Raw genomic sequence first — 14,957 nt, forward strand, 5'->3', positions numbered from 1 at the left:
CCAATAGCCACCCGTGTGAGTGACGCTGTGAGCCCACGCCGAGGAGAGAAGCGACGCGCCATGCCCCCAGCCCCCACCACGACCCTGCGCCAGCAGCGCCTCGGCGCCGAGCTGCGGAAGCTGCGCGAACGCGCGGGACTCACCTCGACGGCAGCCGCCGCACTGCTCGGCGGCCCGCAAGCACGGATCAGCAACATCGAGGCCGGCCGGTACGCCGTGAGTGCCGATCGCGTACGCACGCTGGCGCGCAACTACAGCTGTCCCGACGAGGCGTACGTCGACGCCCTCGCCGGAATGACGGGCGCCCGGACACGGGGGTGGTGGGAGGAGTACCGCGACAACCTTCCCTCCGGCCTCCTCGACCTCGCCGAACTCGAACACCACGCCGGTGCGATGCGCGTCGCCGTAACGGTCCACATGCCGGGCCTGCTGCAGACGCCGGAACACGCCCGCGCCACCATGCGCGAAGCGGTCCCGCCACTGCGCCCGTACGAGATCGAGCACCGCGTCTCGTACCGGGTGAAACGCCAGTCCGTTCTTTTCGAGGGCACCCCCACGCCGTACACCGCCGTCGTCCACGAGGCGGCCCTGCGCATGGGTTTCGGCGGCCCGGACATCTCCCGCGCCCAGCTCCGCCACCTCCTGGCGATGAGCGAGGAGCCCACCGTCACCGTGCGGGTGATCCCCTTCGGCCAGACCGGCTTCCCTGCCTCGGGCCAGCCGATCACCTACGCGACCGGCCCGGTCCCCCAGCTCGACACCGTCGTCCTGGACACTGACCATGGCTGCGAATTCCTGGACGCCGAAGCCCAGTTGGACCGGTACCGCTCAGTGCTGGACCGCATGGAGTCGCGCGCCCTGCCCGAGCCCGAGTCCCGTGACCTCATCCGCCGCATCGCCAAGGAACTGTGAGGAGTCCTGCCATGTCCGAACTCACCTGGCGGAAGTCCACGTACAGCGCGGAGGCCGCCAACTGTCTTGAGATAGCCACCTCCCCCACCACCATCCACATCCGCGACTCCAAGTCCGCCACCGGCCCCCACCTCGTCTTCCCTTCGGCCTCGTGGGCGGACTTCCTCCCGTTTGCGACGGAAGCCGCTTCCCGCTCCTGAGGGGCCCGCCCTCCCGAGTCGCGACCAAGATCCTTACCCGACAACGCAAATATTGGCGATCCTTCATGGACGGAGGCGAGTCACCCTCGTACGGTCGTCTCGAGGAGGCCCCACCGGGGGCCGGCCATAAGGGGGTTCGGCATGCCGCGCGAAGAACTGACCCGGCTCACCGGTAACGGAAACGGGGAGTGCAACCAGAACGACTGCCCCAACGTCTACCGGACGGCAAGCGGTTCGATCATTGTTCAGGGCGACCTCTCCTCCGCCTTCCGACCTCCGGAGGGTGAGGCCCTGGTGGAGATCCCCGAAACGGTTCTCAGGGAGGCTGTTCGTGCTCTTGGATGGTGACGCCTGGCAGGCCAAATTCCGGGACTTCGAACACGAGGCGTGGCGACTGGAAACCCTTCCCGCCTACAACGTCCCCCAGGAGGAAGAAGAGATCCGGGCCTACCTGGCAGGTGAACGCATCGACCCTCACACCCACTCAAACGCCTACACCGAGGATTTGAGGAGGGTGCGCCGAGAAGGAAAGAGCAAGGGCCGCGTCCACATCGTCACCCGCCCCCTCTCGACCTACCTTCAGTACGAGTTCATGTACTACCGGCCGCATGTGTGGGCCGGCGAGGACATCAGAATCATGGATGTGACCGGCAGGGACAATCCTCTGGCCGGAGTCCAGGACTTCTGGATGTTCGACAAGAAGGAAGTCGTGCTGATGAACTACGAGCCCGACGGCACGCAGATCAGCCGAGAAGTGTACGAGGGTGACGTGGCACCCTTCATCGAATACCAGCGCATCGCGCTGGCCGAGTCGGTGCCCTTCGAGGAGTACGTGAAGGGCCTTGACGTTTGAACCGAACGAGCTGGGCCAGTCCAGGGCAGACCTGGCTGAGATGCTCAATGCGCTCCGCAAGCGAGCCGGGATCACGCAGATCCGGCTCGCTCAGCGCTGCAACATGTCCCAGACCAAGATCAGCAATATCGAACGCGGGAAGCTGACACCGACCCTCGTTGATGTCGAGCTGATTCTCAGAGCACTGGAAGCACCCCCTGATCTTGCCTCCCGCATAGCGGAACTGGCCCGCACCGCCAACACCGAGTGGCAAGACGTCTGGTCTCAGCGCCGAACAGGTCTGGAAAAGAAGCAAAATGAACTGGCCGGGTTCGAGCGATCTTCCAGTGAATTTCGTTATTTCCTTCTGTCCATGGTGACCGGCCTGCTCGCAACCCCGGAGTACGTCCGGGCCAGCCTGGCTCACATTCCCGGAGACCACAGCAAGGCGATTGCGAAGAAGCTGGAACGGCAGTCGGTCCTCTACGACACCTCCAAACGCTTCACTTTCATCCTGACGGAACAGGCAGTGCGATGGCCCTTCCTTCCCGCCCCAGCCATGGCCGTGCAAGTGGACAGGCTTATATCGCTCAGTTTGCTGCCCAACATCCGACTCGGAGTCATTCCATTGGAGGGCTACCTGCCCACGGCGCCGCTGAACACCTTCACGGTCTATGACTCACGGATAGCGACAGTCGAGACGCAGACCGGTGCGATGATTTTCCGTGACCACCGGGACGTATCCGCATACCTGACCGAATTCGCCGTGCATGAAGGATCCGCCTCGTTCGGAGACGAAGGTCGAGAGCTACTCTCCGAATGGGCTCATCGGTTTCGATCATGACCTTTACCCGACTACGCCAATAAAGCTGGGCATCTCTCTTGCTGCGCACCATCATGAGTGGGGCATCGAATGAGGGAGGGATCCATGGCAGGCACCGGGATACCGCAAGGAAAAGGCGACCACAGCGCTGCTTCCCAGGGAATGCCGAGCTTCGTCGACACCACGCGGAAGCGCACTTGCCGTGAGGCGCCTGTCTCCCCTCCCCTGACGTGCCGTTCGGAACCCGCGGCGGCGGTCAGCGCCAGCCGCGGTCAGCAGCGCAGAAAGGACAGCGATGAACGTGACCGACGTGTACGACCTCGACATCACCACGGTCGACTTCGTCCAGGCATGCGGCGGCCCCTGCACCGAGGGATGTGTCGTCCTCGCCCGGATCGCCGACGGCGTCTGGGCTCTCGGGGACAGCAAGCGGCCGGAGTTGGAGCCGCTGCGCTTCACCTCGGCGGAGTTGGCGGCGGCCGGTATCGACCCGGCGCGGTTCGGGCTGAGTGCCTGACACGTCCCACCCGGTCGGCCCCTCTGTCTTTTCCGGCGGGCCGGCCGGACCGCACCCTGCGCCCAGGGGAACGACCTGTGCACCATCACGGCTATCTGTGGACCGGACCGAAGGAGCGCTTCGACCAGGAAGCGTTACGGCGGCCCCCGCACCCCGAGCCGCCTCCCCCCGGCAGCAAGCCGGAGCTGGCCCAGCGCTACCGGGAGGTCGCGGCGGAGTTCCCCGTCTCGGACCTGCCCCCGATCGAGACGGCGTACTGGCTCGTCAAGCCCCGTTCGCTGATCCGTGGCACCTGGGACGAGGCCAAGGAAGCAGCGGCCTGGCTCGGCGAGTGCCTGGCCGAGTACGCGCACCGGTTCACCTCCGAGAGGGACCGCGATGTCGTCCGCATTGCCTCGCTGGTCGACTCCGCGGCGGCGAGGCTGGGATCGGGAGGCGACGTCTCCCTCGGCCTCTATCTCGAACGTCCGTCGTATCTGTCGCTCGCGGTGGTGACATGCTCCCCGAACCGCTCGAATCCCGAACTCCCTTGCCCAGTAAGGTGAGTTGGCTACCAGAGGAGGAGATCAGTGACGATCCCGATGCCGTGGCGACAGCGGCTGTCCACCGGTACTGAGGACATTCAGGATGAGGTGATCCGCTGGTACCGGGAGACCCGGCACGGCAAGGCGTACGTTCCCGGCATGATCTGGGGCACGCTCCAGACCGAGGCGTACGCGACCGTGGTCCTCCGCCAGGTCGTCGACTTTCTCGGTGTCCCGGACGACGTGCCGGCCGGGGTCGCGAAGCGCATGGAGCGCCAGCAGGTTCTCCATGACGGCGAGCACCGCTACGACGTGATCCTCGGCGAACAGGCCCTGTACACGAACATCGGGGGACCCGAGGTGATGGCCGAGCAGATGGAACGGCTCCTCCGTGACATCGAGCTTCCCTCACTCAACCTGGGGATCCTGCCTGCCACCGCCGAGACGGGGGTGCTCCCGATGCCGGGCTTCAACATGTTCGAGGGAGGCCGCGTCCACTACGAACTCGTCTCCTCAGGCGTGGACATCACCGACCCGGTCGAGATCGCCCTCCATCACAAGGCGTTCGACGCCGTGAGCGAGGCGGCGTCGTACGGCGGCGCCGCCAAGGAACTGATCGGCAAAGCCCTGGCCTTCTGGAACAGGGCGCACCGGACGGAGGCTGACCGTGCCCGACCCCGAGGCTGAACCTGTGTACCTGGACGGCGACGAATGGAAGGCGTACTTCCGGGACTTCCAGCGGTCCGCCTTCCGGCTCGAAACGCACCAGACGTACACCATGCCCGGCGAGAACACGACCTTCAGTGCCTTCAAGGCGGGGGAACCGATGCCCGAGGGCTTCAATGCCAGGTGGCACGGGATCATCAAGGGGCACGTGGAAGCGGGGCGGACGATGACCCGCGCCAAGATCGTGCGGCGGCCGCTCACGCCGTACAGCCGGTATCTCTTCTCCTGGGCAGTGCCCACGAACGTCGCCGCCGGGGAGGACTACCGCATCATCGACCTGACCGATCGGCCGAATCCCGGACTGCCCGAGCAGGACTTCTGGATGTTCGACGAGACGACCGTCGTCGAGCTCAACTACCGCCCCGACGGCACGCAGATCAATCGTGAGCTGATCACGGGCGACATCACCCCGTACCTGGAATGGCGGCGCATCGCGCTGGCGGCTTCCGTGCCCTTCGAGGAGTACGCGAAGGCCCTCGAAATCTGACGGCGAGGACGGCGAAGCCCCGGCCCGCTGGGGTGGTGGCCGGGGCTTTCCCTGAGCGGAGCCGTTACGGGAGGTTGCGCGCCATCACGATGCGCTGGACCTGGTTCGTGCCTTCATAAATCTGGGTGATCTTGGCGTCGCGCATCATGCGCTCGACCGGGTAGTCACGGGTGTAGCCGTAGCCGCCGAGGAGCTGGACCGCGTCCGTGGTGACCTCCATGGCCACGTCGGAGGCGAAGCACTTGGCCGCCGCGCCCAGGTACGTGAGGTCCGCGTCGCCACGCTCGGAGGCGGCTGCCGCCTGGTAGGTCAGGGCGCGGGCCGCCGAGATCTTCATGGACATGTCGGCGAGCATGAACTGGATGCCCTGGAAGTCGGCGATGGGCTTGCCGAACTGCTTGCGCTCCTGGACGTAGCCCTTGGCGTAGTCCAGTGCGCCCTGGGCGACGCCGAGGGCCTGGGCGGCGATGGTGATGCGGGTGTGGTCCAGGGTCTTCATCGCGGTGGCGAAGCCCGTGCCCTCCTCGCCGATCATGCGGTCGGCGGGGATGCGGACGTTGTCGAAGTAGACCTCGCGGGTCGGGGAGCCCTTGATGCCGAGCTTCTTCTCGGGGGCGCCGAAGGAGACGCCCTCGTCGGACTTCTCGACGACGAAGGCGGAGATGCCCTTGCTGCGCTTCGTCGGGTCCGTGACGGCCATCACCGTGTAGTACTCGGACACGCCCGCGTTGGTGATCCAGCGCTTGACGCCGTTGAGGACGTAGTGGTCGCCGTCGCGGACCGCCTTCGTCTTCATGCCGGCCGCGTCGGAGCCCGCGTCCGGCTCGGAGAGGCAGTACGAGAACATCGCGTCGCCCTTGGCGAGCGGGGTCATGTACTTCTTCTTCAGCTCCTCGGAGCCGGAGAGGATCACCGGGAGCGAGCCCAGCTTGTTCACCGCGGGGATCAGGGAGGAGGAGCAGCACACGCGCGCCACCTCCTCGATCACGATCACCGTGGCGAGGGCGTCCGCGCCCGCGCCGCCGTACGTCTCCGGTACGTGGACGGCGTGCAGGTCGCTGGCGACCAGCGCGTCCAGCGCCTCCTGCGGGAAGCGCGCCTCCTCGTCCACCGCGGCGGCGTACGGCGCGATCTTCGCCTCGGCCAGGGAGCGGACGGCGTCGCGGAGCATGTCGTGCTCCTCGGACGGGCGGTACAGGTCGAAGTCAGCCGATCCGGCCAAGGTCACTCACGCTCCAAAGACGCTGTGGTGCTGACGCTAATTACCGTTAAGTAACCCAAATTTTAGTGCCCCCGCTCACTTCAGTGATACGTGAGCTAGGCGACAGCCGGGAAGAGCAGGGAGAAAGTGCCCGCGGAGGAGTGCCCGCGCGCCCCGGATATGCTCGGGCAGCGCATCACCTTCGGCACACCTCTGGAGCGTCCATGGCCCTGAAGATCACCGTGATCGGCACCGGTTATCTCGGCGCCACCCACGCAGCCGCCATGGCGGAGCTGGGTTTCGAGGTGCTCGGGCTCGATGTCGTCGAGGAGAAGATCGACCTGCTGCGGCAGGGCCGGGTGCCGATGTACGAGCCGGGGCTGGAGGAGCTGCTGCGCCGGCATGTGGCCGGGATCGAGGGGTCCTCCGGGCGGCTGCGGTTCACCACCGACTACGCCGAGGCGGGCGCCTTCGGTGACGTCCACTTCGTCTGTGTGAACACCCCGCAGCGGCACGGCGAGTACGCGGCCGACATGTCGTACGTCGACGCCGCCTTCGCCTCGCTCGCCCCGCATCTGAAGGGCCCCGCCCTCGTCGTCGGCAAGTCGACCGTCCCGGTCGGCTCCGCCGAGCGGCTGGCCGCCTACCTCGCCGAGCACGCGCCCGCCGGGGCGGACGCCGAGGTGGCCTGGAACCCGGAGTTCCTGCGCGAGGGCTTCGCCGTGCAGGACACCCTGCACCCCGACCGCATCGTGGTCGGCGTGCGCAGTGAGCGCGCGGAGAAGCTGCTGCGCGAGGTGTACGCCACACCGATCGGCGACGGCTCGCCGTTCGTGGTCACCGACTTCCCGACGGCCGAGCTGGTGAAGACCGCCGCGAACTCCTTCCTCGCGACGAAGATCTCCTTCATCAACGCGATGGCCGAGGTGTGCGAGGCCGCGGGCGCCGATGTGGCGAAGCTCGCGGAGGCCATCGGGTACGACGACCGGATCGGCGCCAAGTTCCTGCGGGCCGGCATCGGCTTCGGCGGCGGCTGTCTGCCGAAGGACATCCGGGCGTTCATGGCGCGCGCCGGCGAGCTGGGCGCGGACCAGGCGCTGACGTTCCTGCGCGAGATCGACTCGATCAACATGCGCCGGCGCGGCCAGATGGTGGAGATGGCCCGCGAGGCCCTCGGCGGCGGCTCCTTCCTGGGCCGGCGCGTGGCGGTGCTCGGCGCGACCTTCAAGCCGGACTCGGACGACGTACGGGACTCCCCCGCGCTGAACGTCGCCGGGCAGATCCACCTCCAGGGCGGCCAGGTCACGGTGTACGACCCGAAGGGCATGGCCAACGCCCGCCGGCTGTTCCCCACGCTGGGCTACGCCGACAGTGCGCTGGAGGCCGTGCGCGGCGCGGACGTCGTACTGCATCTGACGGAGTGGCGGGAGTTCCGCGAGCTGGACCCGGAGGCGCTGGGCGAGGCCGTGAAGGAGCGGGTGCTCCTCGACGGGCGCAACGCGCTGGATCCGGAGGTATGGCGGCGGGCCGGGTGGACGTACCGGGCGATGGGGCGTCCGGCGGCCTGATCGCCGTACGCGGCGCACAGCCGTACGCGCACAGCCGTACGCGCGTAGGCGTGCACGCACACGAGAACTGGCGACGCCGGTTCGGCCGAGGCTCAGTCGGCCGAACCGGCGTCTTCTCGCATTCTGCCGCAGATACGTCCTCCGGCAGGGCGACTCGCTATTTCGCGCGATAGCGGCGCATCTTGGCGCGGGCCCCGCACACCTGCATCGAGCACCAGCGACCGCGTCCGGCGGGGCTGCGGTCGTAGTACGCCCAGTGGCAGGTGGGCGCCTCGCACGCCTTGAGGCGAATCCAGGTGCCGGCGACCAGTGCCTCGGCGACGGCGGCGGCCACGCGGGAGAGCAGGGGGCCGTCGTCGGCGGGGGCGAGGCGGGCGGAACCGTCGCTGTCGTCGACCGCGACCAGCAGGGGGGCCGCCCCGAGGAGGGTGCCGAGCGGGGTGACCTGGCGGTGCGGGGGGTGCCCGGCGTGGGCGAGGAGCGCGGCGCGCAGGGACTCGCGCAGTTCGCGGGCGCGGGGCAGGTCCTCCTCGGTGAGCCCGAGACGCGCCCGGCCGTCCGCCGTGTCGAGGGCGTCGGCGCCCGACTCGATGTCCAGGGTGTTGACCAGGGACTCGATCAGGGCGAGGCCGCCGGGCGCGGGTGATCTCTCGCTCATGGCTGCACGCTACCTCCCCGCTTCTCCCTTGCGACGTTACCGCCAATGGGGGAGCATGGGGTAACGGTTACCGGTTACCAGCGTCTAGCGGTAACCCCGTATTCCCGAGGAGGAGTCATGGCCGTCGCCAAGCTGGGTGTCGTCGTCCTGGACTGTCCCGACCCCGCCGCGCTCGCCGGTTTCTACGCCGGTGTCCTGGGCGGCAGCGTCGAGGGTGAGGGCGAGTGGGTGGACCTGAAGGTGCCGGGCGGGCAGTCGCTGGCGTTCCAGGCGGCACCGGGATACGTGCCGCCCGCGTGGCCGGCCGCCGACCACTCGCAGCAGTTCCACCTCGACCTGAACGTCGAGGACCTGGACGCGGCCGAGAAGGAGGTGCTGGCGCTCGGTGCCCGTCCGCTGGACACCGAGGACCGCTCGCGCGGCTGGCGGGTGTACGCCGACCCGGCCGGGCACCCGTTCTGTCTGTGCGCCTGCTGAGAACCGCGGAGGTCAGCCGTCCAGCTCGGCGATCCGGGCCGTGGACGGCTCGCGGCGCTGCTGGGCGGCGCGGGCGGTGAAGTCGGCGGTGCGCAGGACGCGCTGGACGTTGCCCCAGGTCAGCAGGGCGAGGTCGGCCTCGGACCAGCCGCGGCGCAGCAGCTCGGCGATCAGGCGCGGGTAGCCGGAGGCGTCGGGCAGGTCCTGGGGGTGGGCGGTACCGGAGTCGTAGGTGCCGGACAGGCCCACGCTGCCGGCGCCGGCGACGGCCCGCACATGGTCGAGGTGGTCGGCGACGTCCCGTACCGTCGGCCCCGTCTGCTCGGCGGTCAGCGGCACCATGCACAGGCCGCCGGCCGCGCCCAGCTCGGCGAGCAGATCGTCGGGCAGGTTGGCCGGGTGGGGACGCAGGGCACGGGCGGCGGACCGGGTGCACATGACCGGCGTCCGGGACACGGCGAGGGTGCGGGCGACGGTCGCCTCGGAGGCGCCGGAGAGGTCGGCGATCACCCCGAGCCGGTTCATCTCGCGCACCACCTCCTCGCCGAACCGGGTCAGCCCGGCCTCGCTGGCCCAGGAGGTGCCGGTGAGCGTGAGCACCCGCAGTCCGAGGCTGTGCAGCACGCGCAGGATGCCGATCGAGTCGTCCAGTGCGGCGGCCGCGGCGGGGCCGACCAGCACGGCGACACGGCCGCAGTTGCGGGCGTCGATGACCTGTCCGGCGGTATGGGCCAGGCGCAGGCCCTCCGGATGGCTGACGGTCACCGTGCGCACCAGGTCCAGCTGTTCCAGGGTGGCGCCCACGGCCCGGTCGGCGGCGAGCCCCTCGGGCAGGTGCAGCGCCCAGAACAGCGCGCCGACCCGGCCCTCGCGCAGCCGCGGCACATCGGTGTCCACCGCGCTCTCGCCGAGCTGGAGGTCGTACCAGGGCAGGTGCCGCAGCGCCCACGGGAGCCCGCTGTAGCCGTCGGCGACGGGGTGCTCGGCGAGGAGGGTGCGCGCGCGCCGCAGGGGGTCCGGCGGGCCCTCGGGCGCGGTCGCGTCCGCGGAGTCTTCGGGGGCGTCCGGGGATGGGCCTTGCAAGACGCCAGGGCCTTCCAGTACGCCAGGGCCTTCTGGTACGTCAGAGCCGTCCAGTACGTCTGGGCCTTCCAGTACGTCTGGGCCGTCCAGTGCGCCACGGCCGTCCAGTGCGTCAGGGTCCAGTACGTCCGCCGGGGCACCCTCCCGTACGTCCCCCGGCGAACCCCGCCCCGCCTCCGTGGCGGAACCCTCCCCTGCGTCCGCGGGTCCCGAGGGCCCCGGGGACCCGGAAGGCTGGGAAGGGCCCAAGGGCTCCAAGTCCCCCGTGGGCTCCGCGAGGGGCGGCTCGCCGAGCCTGGTGCCGGCGTGCAGGTCGTCCTGGAGGTCGGCCATGGCGGTCTCCGTACGTCGTGAGTACGGTCACCGTCGCACGGAGGGCGGGGGCGTTTCCTGGTGGGCGAGGCGTTCGGGGGTACGCCGGTCACCGCGGGCGGGGTACGTCAGCCCTCGCCCGGCCACTCCGCTCGCCCCCGCGTCAGTCCCCGCCCGGCCACCCCGCTCGCCCCGCGTCAGCCCCCCGCCCGGCCACCCCGCTCGCCCCGCTCGCCCCGCCTCAGCCCCCGCCCGCCGTCCGGATCACCTCGTCCAGCGTCTCCCGTGACCGCATCAGGTCGGCGATCATCCGGTCGATGCGCTCGCGCTCGACGGTGAGGTCGGCGACCAGCCGGGGCGTGGCCCGTGTGGAAGGCCCGCCGTCGGCGTCCCGCATGCAGGGCAGCAGCTGCCGGATCTTGTCGCTGTGCAGGCCGGCCGCGTACAGCTCCTGGATGCGGATGACCCGGTCGACGGCCGCCTCCGGGTAGTCGCGGTGCCCGCCGGGGGTGCGGTCGCTGCGCAGCAGCCCCTGGGTCTCGTAGTAGCGCAGGGAGCGCTCGCTGACGCCCGTGCGCCGGGCCAGTTCGCCGATCCGCATGTCCGCCTCCACCGGAAAGAGGGCTTGAATCTGACACCGGTGTCAAGTTCTACCTTCTCGGCATGACGCAGACAACGGACTTCCTCGCCCCGGCCCGGCTCGGCCGCCTCACCCTCCCCAACCACCTCGTCATGGCCCCGCTGACCCGCAACCGCGCGGCGGCGGACGGCACCCCGAGCGACCTGATGGTCACCCACTACGCCCAGCGGGCGTCGGCCGGGCTGATCATCGCCGAGGGGACCACGCCCAACGCGGTCGGGCAGACGTATCCCGACATCACCGCCCTGCACACCGACCGGCACCAGGCCGGCTGGCGGCGGGTCACCGACGCGGTCCGGGCGGCCGGCGGGCGGATGTTCCTGCAGCTCCAGCACGGCGGCCGGGTCAGCCACCCGGCGACGACGGGACTGACCCCCGTCTCCGCCTCCGCCGTCCCGCTGCCGGAGACGATCTTCACACCGGGCGGGCACCGGCCGGCCGCCGTGCCGCGCGAGATGACCGCGGACGACATCCGCGCCACCGTCGCCGACTTCGCCACCGCCGCGCGCCGGGCCGTGGACGCCGGTTTCGAGGGCGTGGAGGTGCACTCGGCCAACGGCATGCTGCTGCACCAGTTCCTGGCGGCCAACACCAACCACCGCACCGACGCCTACGGCGGCTCGGTCGAGCGCCGGGTGCGCTTCGCGGTGGAGGTGACCGAGGCGGTGGCCGACGCGATCGGCGCCGAGCGGGTGGGCATCCGGGTCTCCCCCGGCAACACCGTGAACGGCATCCAGGAGGGGGAGACGCAGGAGCTGTACCCCGCGCTCGTCGAGCGGCTGAAGGGCATTGCGTATCTGCACCTGGTGTGGGCGGACCCGGACAGCGCGCTGTTCCGGCGGCTGCGCCGGGAGTGGCCGGGCACCCTGATCGGCAACCCGGTCCTGACGGACCTGACCACGCGGGCCGTGCGCGAGGGCTCGGAGCGGATGCTGGCCGCCGGCGCGGACCTGGTCGCCCTCGGGCGCCCCTTCCTCGCCAACCCGGACCTGGTCGAGCGGCTGCGCCGGAACGCGCCGCTCAACCCGGTCCGGGACCGGTACTTCATGTACGTGGGCGGGGCGGCCGGCTACAACGACTACCCCACCCTCGCCGAGGCCCCTCAGCCGTCCAGCGACTCGATCGTCGCGTTCGACGGCGCCCGCGTCGCCTGAAGGCCACGCGCTACGTCCTCCGCCGCGCCCAGCACCCGTACCGCGTTCTGCCAGGTCAGCTTGGCCAGATCGGACCTCGACCAGCCGCGGTCCAGCAGCTCGGCGATCAGCCGGGGGTAGCCGGAGACGTCGTTCAGGCCCTCGGGGGTGAAGGCCGTGCCGTCGTAGTCGCCGCCGATGCCGAGGTGGTCGATGCCGGCGACCTCGCGCATGTGGTCGAGGTGGTCGGCGACCGTGGACACCGTGGCGACCGGGCGCGGGTGGGCCTCCTCGAAGGCGCGGTGCACCTTCATCGCCTCGGGGGTGGTGTCGAGGTGGTGGAAGCCGTGGGCGCGCATGTTGTCGTCGGCGGCGGCCGTCCAGTCGACCGCCGCCTGGAGCACGAACTTCGGCACGAACGTCACCATCGCGATGCCGCCGTTGGCGGGCAGCCGCTCCAGGACGTCGTCGGGGATGTTGCGCGGGTGGTCGCAGACCGCGCGGGAGGAGGAGTGCGAGAAGATCACCGGCGCGGTGGAGGTGTCCAGCGCGTCCCGCATGGTCGTCGCCGCCACATGGGAGAGGTCGACGAGCATGCCGAGCCGGTTCATCTCCCGGACCACCTCACGGCCGAACGCGGTGAGTCCGCCCGCCCTCGGCTCGTCGGTCGCGGAGTCCGCCCAGTCCACGTTGTCGTTGTGGGTGAGCGTCAGATACCGCACGCCGAGCGCGTACAGACCGCGCAGGGTGCCGAGCGAGTTGGCGATGGAGTGCCCGCCCTCGGCGCCCATCAGGGAGGCGATACGGCCCTCCGCCCGCGCCGCCTGGAGGTCCGCGGCCGTCAGCGCGGCCCGCAGCTCCCGCGGATGGCGCTCGATCAGCTGCCGTACACAGTCGATCTGCTCCAGCGTCGCCGCGACCGGCTCGGGCAGGTCGGTCCGCACATAGACCGACCAGTACTGCGCGCCGACCCCGCCCTCGCGCAGCCGCGGCAGGTCGGTGTGCAGATGCCCGTCCTGCCGTACGGAGATGTCGCGGGCGGCGAGGTCGTAGCGGACCTGCTCGCGCAGCGCCCACGGCAGGTCGTTGTGGCCGTCGACGACCGGGAACTCGGCGAGGAGTTCCCGGGCGGCCTCCAGGGAGGAGGTCACGGGCGTCACTTCCCGAAGCCGAAGCCGTTGGACCCCTCGACCTTGGCGCGCAGCCGCTTGCCCTTCTCGGTGGCCTGGTCGTTGAGGTCCTGCTGGAAGTCGCGCATCTTCGCGAGCAGGTCCTCGTCGTGCGCGGCGAGGATGCGGGCGGCCAGCAGACCGGCGTTGCGGGCCCCGCCGACGGACACGGTCGCGACGGGCACACCGGCCGGCATCTGCACGATGGACAGCAGGGAGTCCATGCCGTCGAGGTACTTCAGCGGCACGGGCACGCCGATCACCGGCAGCGGGGTGACGGAGGCGAGCATGCCGGGCAGGTGGGCGGCGCCACCCGCCCCGGCGATGATCACCTTCAGGCCGCGGTCGGCGGCCTGCTCGCCGTAGGCGACCATCTCGCGCGGCATGCGGTGCGCGGAGACGACGTCGACCTCGTAGGGGATCTCGAACTCGTCGAGGGCCTTGGCGGCGGCCTCCATGACCGGCCAGTCGGAGTCCGAACCCATGACGATGCCAACAACGGGGCTCATTCGGTGATCGTGCCTCTCAGGTAGTCGGCCGCGTGGCGGGCGCGCTCCAGCACGTCGGCCAGGTCGTCGCCGTAGGTGTTGACGTGACCGACCTTACGTCCGGGCTTCACGTCCTTGCCGTACATGTGGATCTTCAGCTGGGGGTCGCGGGCCATGCAGTGCAGGTACGCGGAGTACATGTCGGGGAAGTCGCCGCCGAGGACGTTGGCCATGACCGTCCACGTCGCCCGCGGGCGCGGGTCGCCGAGCGGGAGGTCGAGGACCGCGCGGAGGTGGTTGGCGAACTGGCTGGTGATCGCGCCGTCCATGGTCCAGTGCCCGGAGTTGTGCGGGCGCATCGCCAGCTCGTTGACGAGGATGCGGCCGTCGCGGGTCTGGAACAGCTCGACGGCGAGGTGGCCGACGACGCCCAGTTCCTTGGCGATGGTCAGGGCCATCTGCTCGGCCTTCAGCGCCAGGGCCTCGTCCAGGTCGGGCGCCGGGGCGATGACCGTGTCGCAGACGCCGTTGACCTGGCGGGACTCCACCACCGGGTAGGCGACCGCCTGGCCGTGCGGGGAGCGCACCACGTTGGCGGCGAGCTCGCGCACGAAGTCGACCTTCTCCTCGGCGAGCACGGGCACACCGGCGCGGAAGGGGTCCTCGGCCTCCTCGACGGAGTCGACGACCCACACGCCCTTGCCGTCGTAGCCGCCGCGGACGGTCTTGAGGACGACGGGGAAGCCGTCCCCCTCGGCTCCTTCGGGGAGTCCTTCGGCCGCGAACGCCGCCACATCGGCGGGATCGCTCACGATCCGGTGCCGTGGACACGGCACACCGATCTCCACGAGCCTGGCGCGCATCACCCCCTTGTCCTGGGCGTGCACCAGCGCGTCGGGGCCGGGGCGCACGGGGATGCCGTCCGCCTCCAGGGCCCGCAGATGCTCGGTGGGAACGTGTTCGTGATCGAAGGTGATCACATCGCACCCGCGCGCGAACTCGCGCAGCGTGTCGAGATCGCGGTAGTCGCCGATGACGACATCGCTCACGACCTGCGCCGCGGAATCCTGAGGGGTGTCACTGAGAAGCTTGAACCTGATGCCCAGCGGGATGCCCGACTCGTGTGTCATACGAGCGAGCTGGCCCCCGCCGACCATGCCGACTACCGGGAACGTCACGCTCCCAGGGTATCGGCCCCCGGAGGATG

Annotated in this window: 19 protein-coding genes; 12 read left to right on the forward strand and 7 right to left on the reverse strand. The window is 69.9% G+C overall.

The genetic code is table 11. The annotated features are described in order from the left end of the window. The first annotated feature begins 60 nt into the window (after window positions 1-60). From ACSU6M_RS13790 to ACSU6M_RS13830, 9 genes are all read left to right on the forward strand, one after another. Window positions 61-912: a helix-turn-helix domain-containing protein gene (locus ACSU6M_RS13790; RefSeq protein ID WP_437069956.1), complete on the forward strand. Its 852-nt coding sequence runs from the start codon at window positions 61-63 to the stop codon at window positions 910-912. Window positions 913-923: 11 nt separating this feature from the next. Continuing rightward, window positions 924-1,112, forward strand: a complete 189-nt coding sequence (locus ACSU6M_RS13795; protein ID WP_437069958.1) for a DUF397 domain-containing protein — start codon at window positions 924-926, stop codon at window positions 1,110-1,112. 141 nt (window positions 1,113-1,253) lie between these two features. Next, complete coding sequence (locus ACSU6M_RS13800) at window positions 1,254-1,460, forward strand: hypothetical protein (RefSeq protein ID WP_437069959.1); 207 nt, start codon at window positions 1,254-1,256, stop codon at window positions 1,458-1,460. After that, the gene (locus ACSU6M_RS13805; protein WP_437069961.1) at window positions 1,444-1,965 is read left to right on the forward strand and encodes a DUF6879 family protein; all 522 of its coding nucleotides are present in this window, start codon (window positions 1,444-1,446) and stop codon (window positions 1,963-1,965) included. Before ACSU6M_RS13800 ends, ACSU6M_RS13805 begins: the two co-directional genes overlap by 17 nt. Continuing rightward, complete coding sequence (locus tag ACSU6M_RS13810; RefSeq protein WP_437069963.1) at window positions 1,955-2,788, forward strand: helix-turn-helix domain-containing protein; 834 nt, start codon at window positions 1,955-1,957, stop codon at window positions 2,786-2,788. The genes ACSU6M_RS13805 and ACSU6M_RS13810 overlap by 11 nt, the downstream gene beginning before the upstream one ends. 274 nt (window positions 2,789-3,062) lie before the next feature. Continuing rightward, complete coding sequence (locus tag ACSU6M_RS13815) at window positions 3,063-3,284, forward strand: DUF397 domain-containing protein (RefSeq protein ID WP_437069965.1); 222 nt, start codon at window positions 3,063-3,065, stop codon at window positions 3,282-3,284. A 77-nt stretch (window positions 3,285-3,361) separates the two neighbouring features. Continuing rightward, a complete protein-coding gene (locus ACSU6M_RS13820) occupies window positions 3,362-3,829 on the forward strand; it encodes a hypothetical protein (RefSeq protein ID WP_437069966.1) in 468 nt (155 codons plus the stop codon). A gap of 24 nt (window positions 3,830-3,853) precedes the next feature. Continuing rightward, window positions 3,854-4,495 (forward strand): DUF5753 domain-containing protein, encoded by a 642-nt coding sequence (locus tag ACSU6M_RS13825; protein ID WP_437069968.1) that lies wholly within the window; start codon window positions 3,854-3,856, stop codon window positions 4,493-4,495. Next, the gene (locus tag ACSU6M_RS13830) at window positions 4,476-5,021 is read left to right on the forward strand and encodes a DUF6879 family protein (RefSeq protein WP_437069970.1); all 546 of its coding nucleotides are present in this window, start codon (window positions 4,476-4,478) and stop codon (window positions 5,019-5,021) included. Before ACSU6M_RS13825 ends, ACSU6M_RS13830 begins: the two co-directional genes overlap by 20 nt. A 64-nt stretch (window positions 5,022-5,085) precedes the next feature. Here the strand turns inward: ACSU6M_RS13830 and ACSU6M_RS13835 are convergent, their stop codons facing one another. Then, entirely contained in the window at window positions 5,086-6,243 is a 1,158-nt protein-coding gene (locus ACSU6M_RS13835; RefSeq protein WP_437069972.1) for an acyl-CoA dehydrogenase, read from the reverse strand. A gap of 203 nt (window positions 6,244-6,446) precedes the next feature. Between ACSU6M_RS13835 and ACSU6M_RS13840 the strand changes: the two genes are divergently transcribed. Further along, entirely contained in the window at window positions 6,447-7,790 is a 1,344-nt protein-coding gene (locus tag ACSU6M_RS13840; RefSeq protein ID WP_437069974.1) for a UDP-glucose dehydrogenase family protein, read from the forward strand. A gap of 157 nt (window positions 7,791-7,947) precedes the next feature. Here the strand turns inward: ACSU6M_RS13840 and ACSU6M_RS13845 are convergent, their stop codons facing one another. Further along, window positions 7,948-8,448, reverse strand: a complete 501-nt coding sequence (locus ACSU6M_RS13845; protein WP_437069975.1) for a CGNR zinc finger domain-containing protein — start codon at window positions 8,446-8,448, stop codon at window positions 7,948-7,950. Between the two features lie 117 nt (window positions 8,449-8,565). Here ACSU6M_RS13845 and ACSU6M_RS13850 point away from each other — a divergent pair, with 117 nt between their 5' ends. Continuing rightward, complete coding sequence (locus tag ACSU6M_RS13850; RefSeq protein ID WP_437069977.1) at window positions 8,566-8,925, forward strand: VOC family protein; 360 nt, start codon at window positions 8,566-8,568, stop codon at window positions 8,923-8,925. 12 nt (window positions 8,926-8,937) lie between these two features. Here ACSU6M_RS13850 and ACSU6M_RS13855 read toward each other — a convergent pair whose 3' ends face one another. Together ACSU6M_RS13855 and ACSU6M_RS13860 are read right to left on the reverse strand one after the other, a co-directional pair. Beyond that, a complete protein-coding gene (locus tag ACSU6M_RS13855; protein WP_437069979.1) occupies window positions 8,938-10,008 on the reverse strand; it encodes a dipeptidase in 1,071 nt (356 codons plus the stop codon). A gap of 553 nt (window positions 10,009-10,561) precedes the next feature. After that, complete coding sequence (locus ACSU6M_RS13860) at window positions 10,562-10,921, reverse strand: MerR family transcriptional regulator (RefSeq protein ID WP_437069981.1); 360 nt, start codon at window positions 10,919-10,921, stop codon at window positions 10,562-10,564. A gap of 62 nt (window positions 10,922-10,983) precedes the next feature. Between ACSU6M_RS13860 and ACSU6M_RS13865 the strand changes: the two genes are divergently transcribed. Continuing rightward, window positions 10,984-12,114: an alkene reductase gene (locus ACSU6M_RS13865; protein WP_437069983.1), complete on the forward strand. Its 1,131-nt coding sequence runs from the start codon at window positions 10,984-10,986 to the stop codon at window positions 12,112-12,114. On the opposite strand, the gene ACSU6M_RS13870 is transcribed toward ACSU6M_RS13865, so the two are convergent. The 3 genes from ACSU6M_RS13870 to ACSU6M_RS13880 are packed head-to-tail and all read right to left on the reverse strand — an operon-like array spanning window position 12,063 to window position 14,928. Beyond that, entirely contained in the window at window positions 12,063-13,253 is a 1,191-nt protein-coding gene (locus ACSU6M_RS13870) for a dipeptidase (protein WP_437069985.1), read from the reverse strand. The two genes, ACSU6M_RS13865 and ACSU6M_RS13870, sit on opposite strands and share 52 nt — an antisense overlap. Continuing rightward, entirely contained in the window at window positions 13,250-13,771 is a 522-nt protein-coding gene (gene purE, locus ACSU6M_RS13875) for a 5-(carboxyamino)imidazole ribonucleotide mutase (protein ID WP_437069987.1), read from the reverse strand. Before purE ends, ACSU6M_RS13870 begins: the two co-directional genes overlap by 4 nt. Beyond that, entirely contained in the window at window positions 13,768-14,928 is a 1,161-nt protein-coding gene (locus ACSU6M_RS13880; RefSeq protein WP_437069989.1) for a 5-(carboxyamino)imidazole ribonucleotide synthase, read from the reverse strand. Before ACSU6M_RS13880 ends, purE begins: the two co-directional genes overlap by 4 nt. Window positions 14,929-14,957 lie beyond the last annotated feature (29 nt).

The organism is Streptomyces sp. enrichment culture, from assembly GCF_964272895.1.
GTDB lineage: Bacteria > Actinomycetota > Actinomycetes > Streptomycetales > Streptomycetaceae > Streptomyces.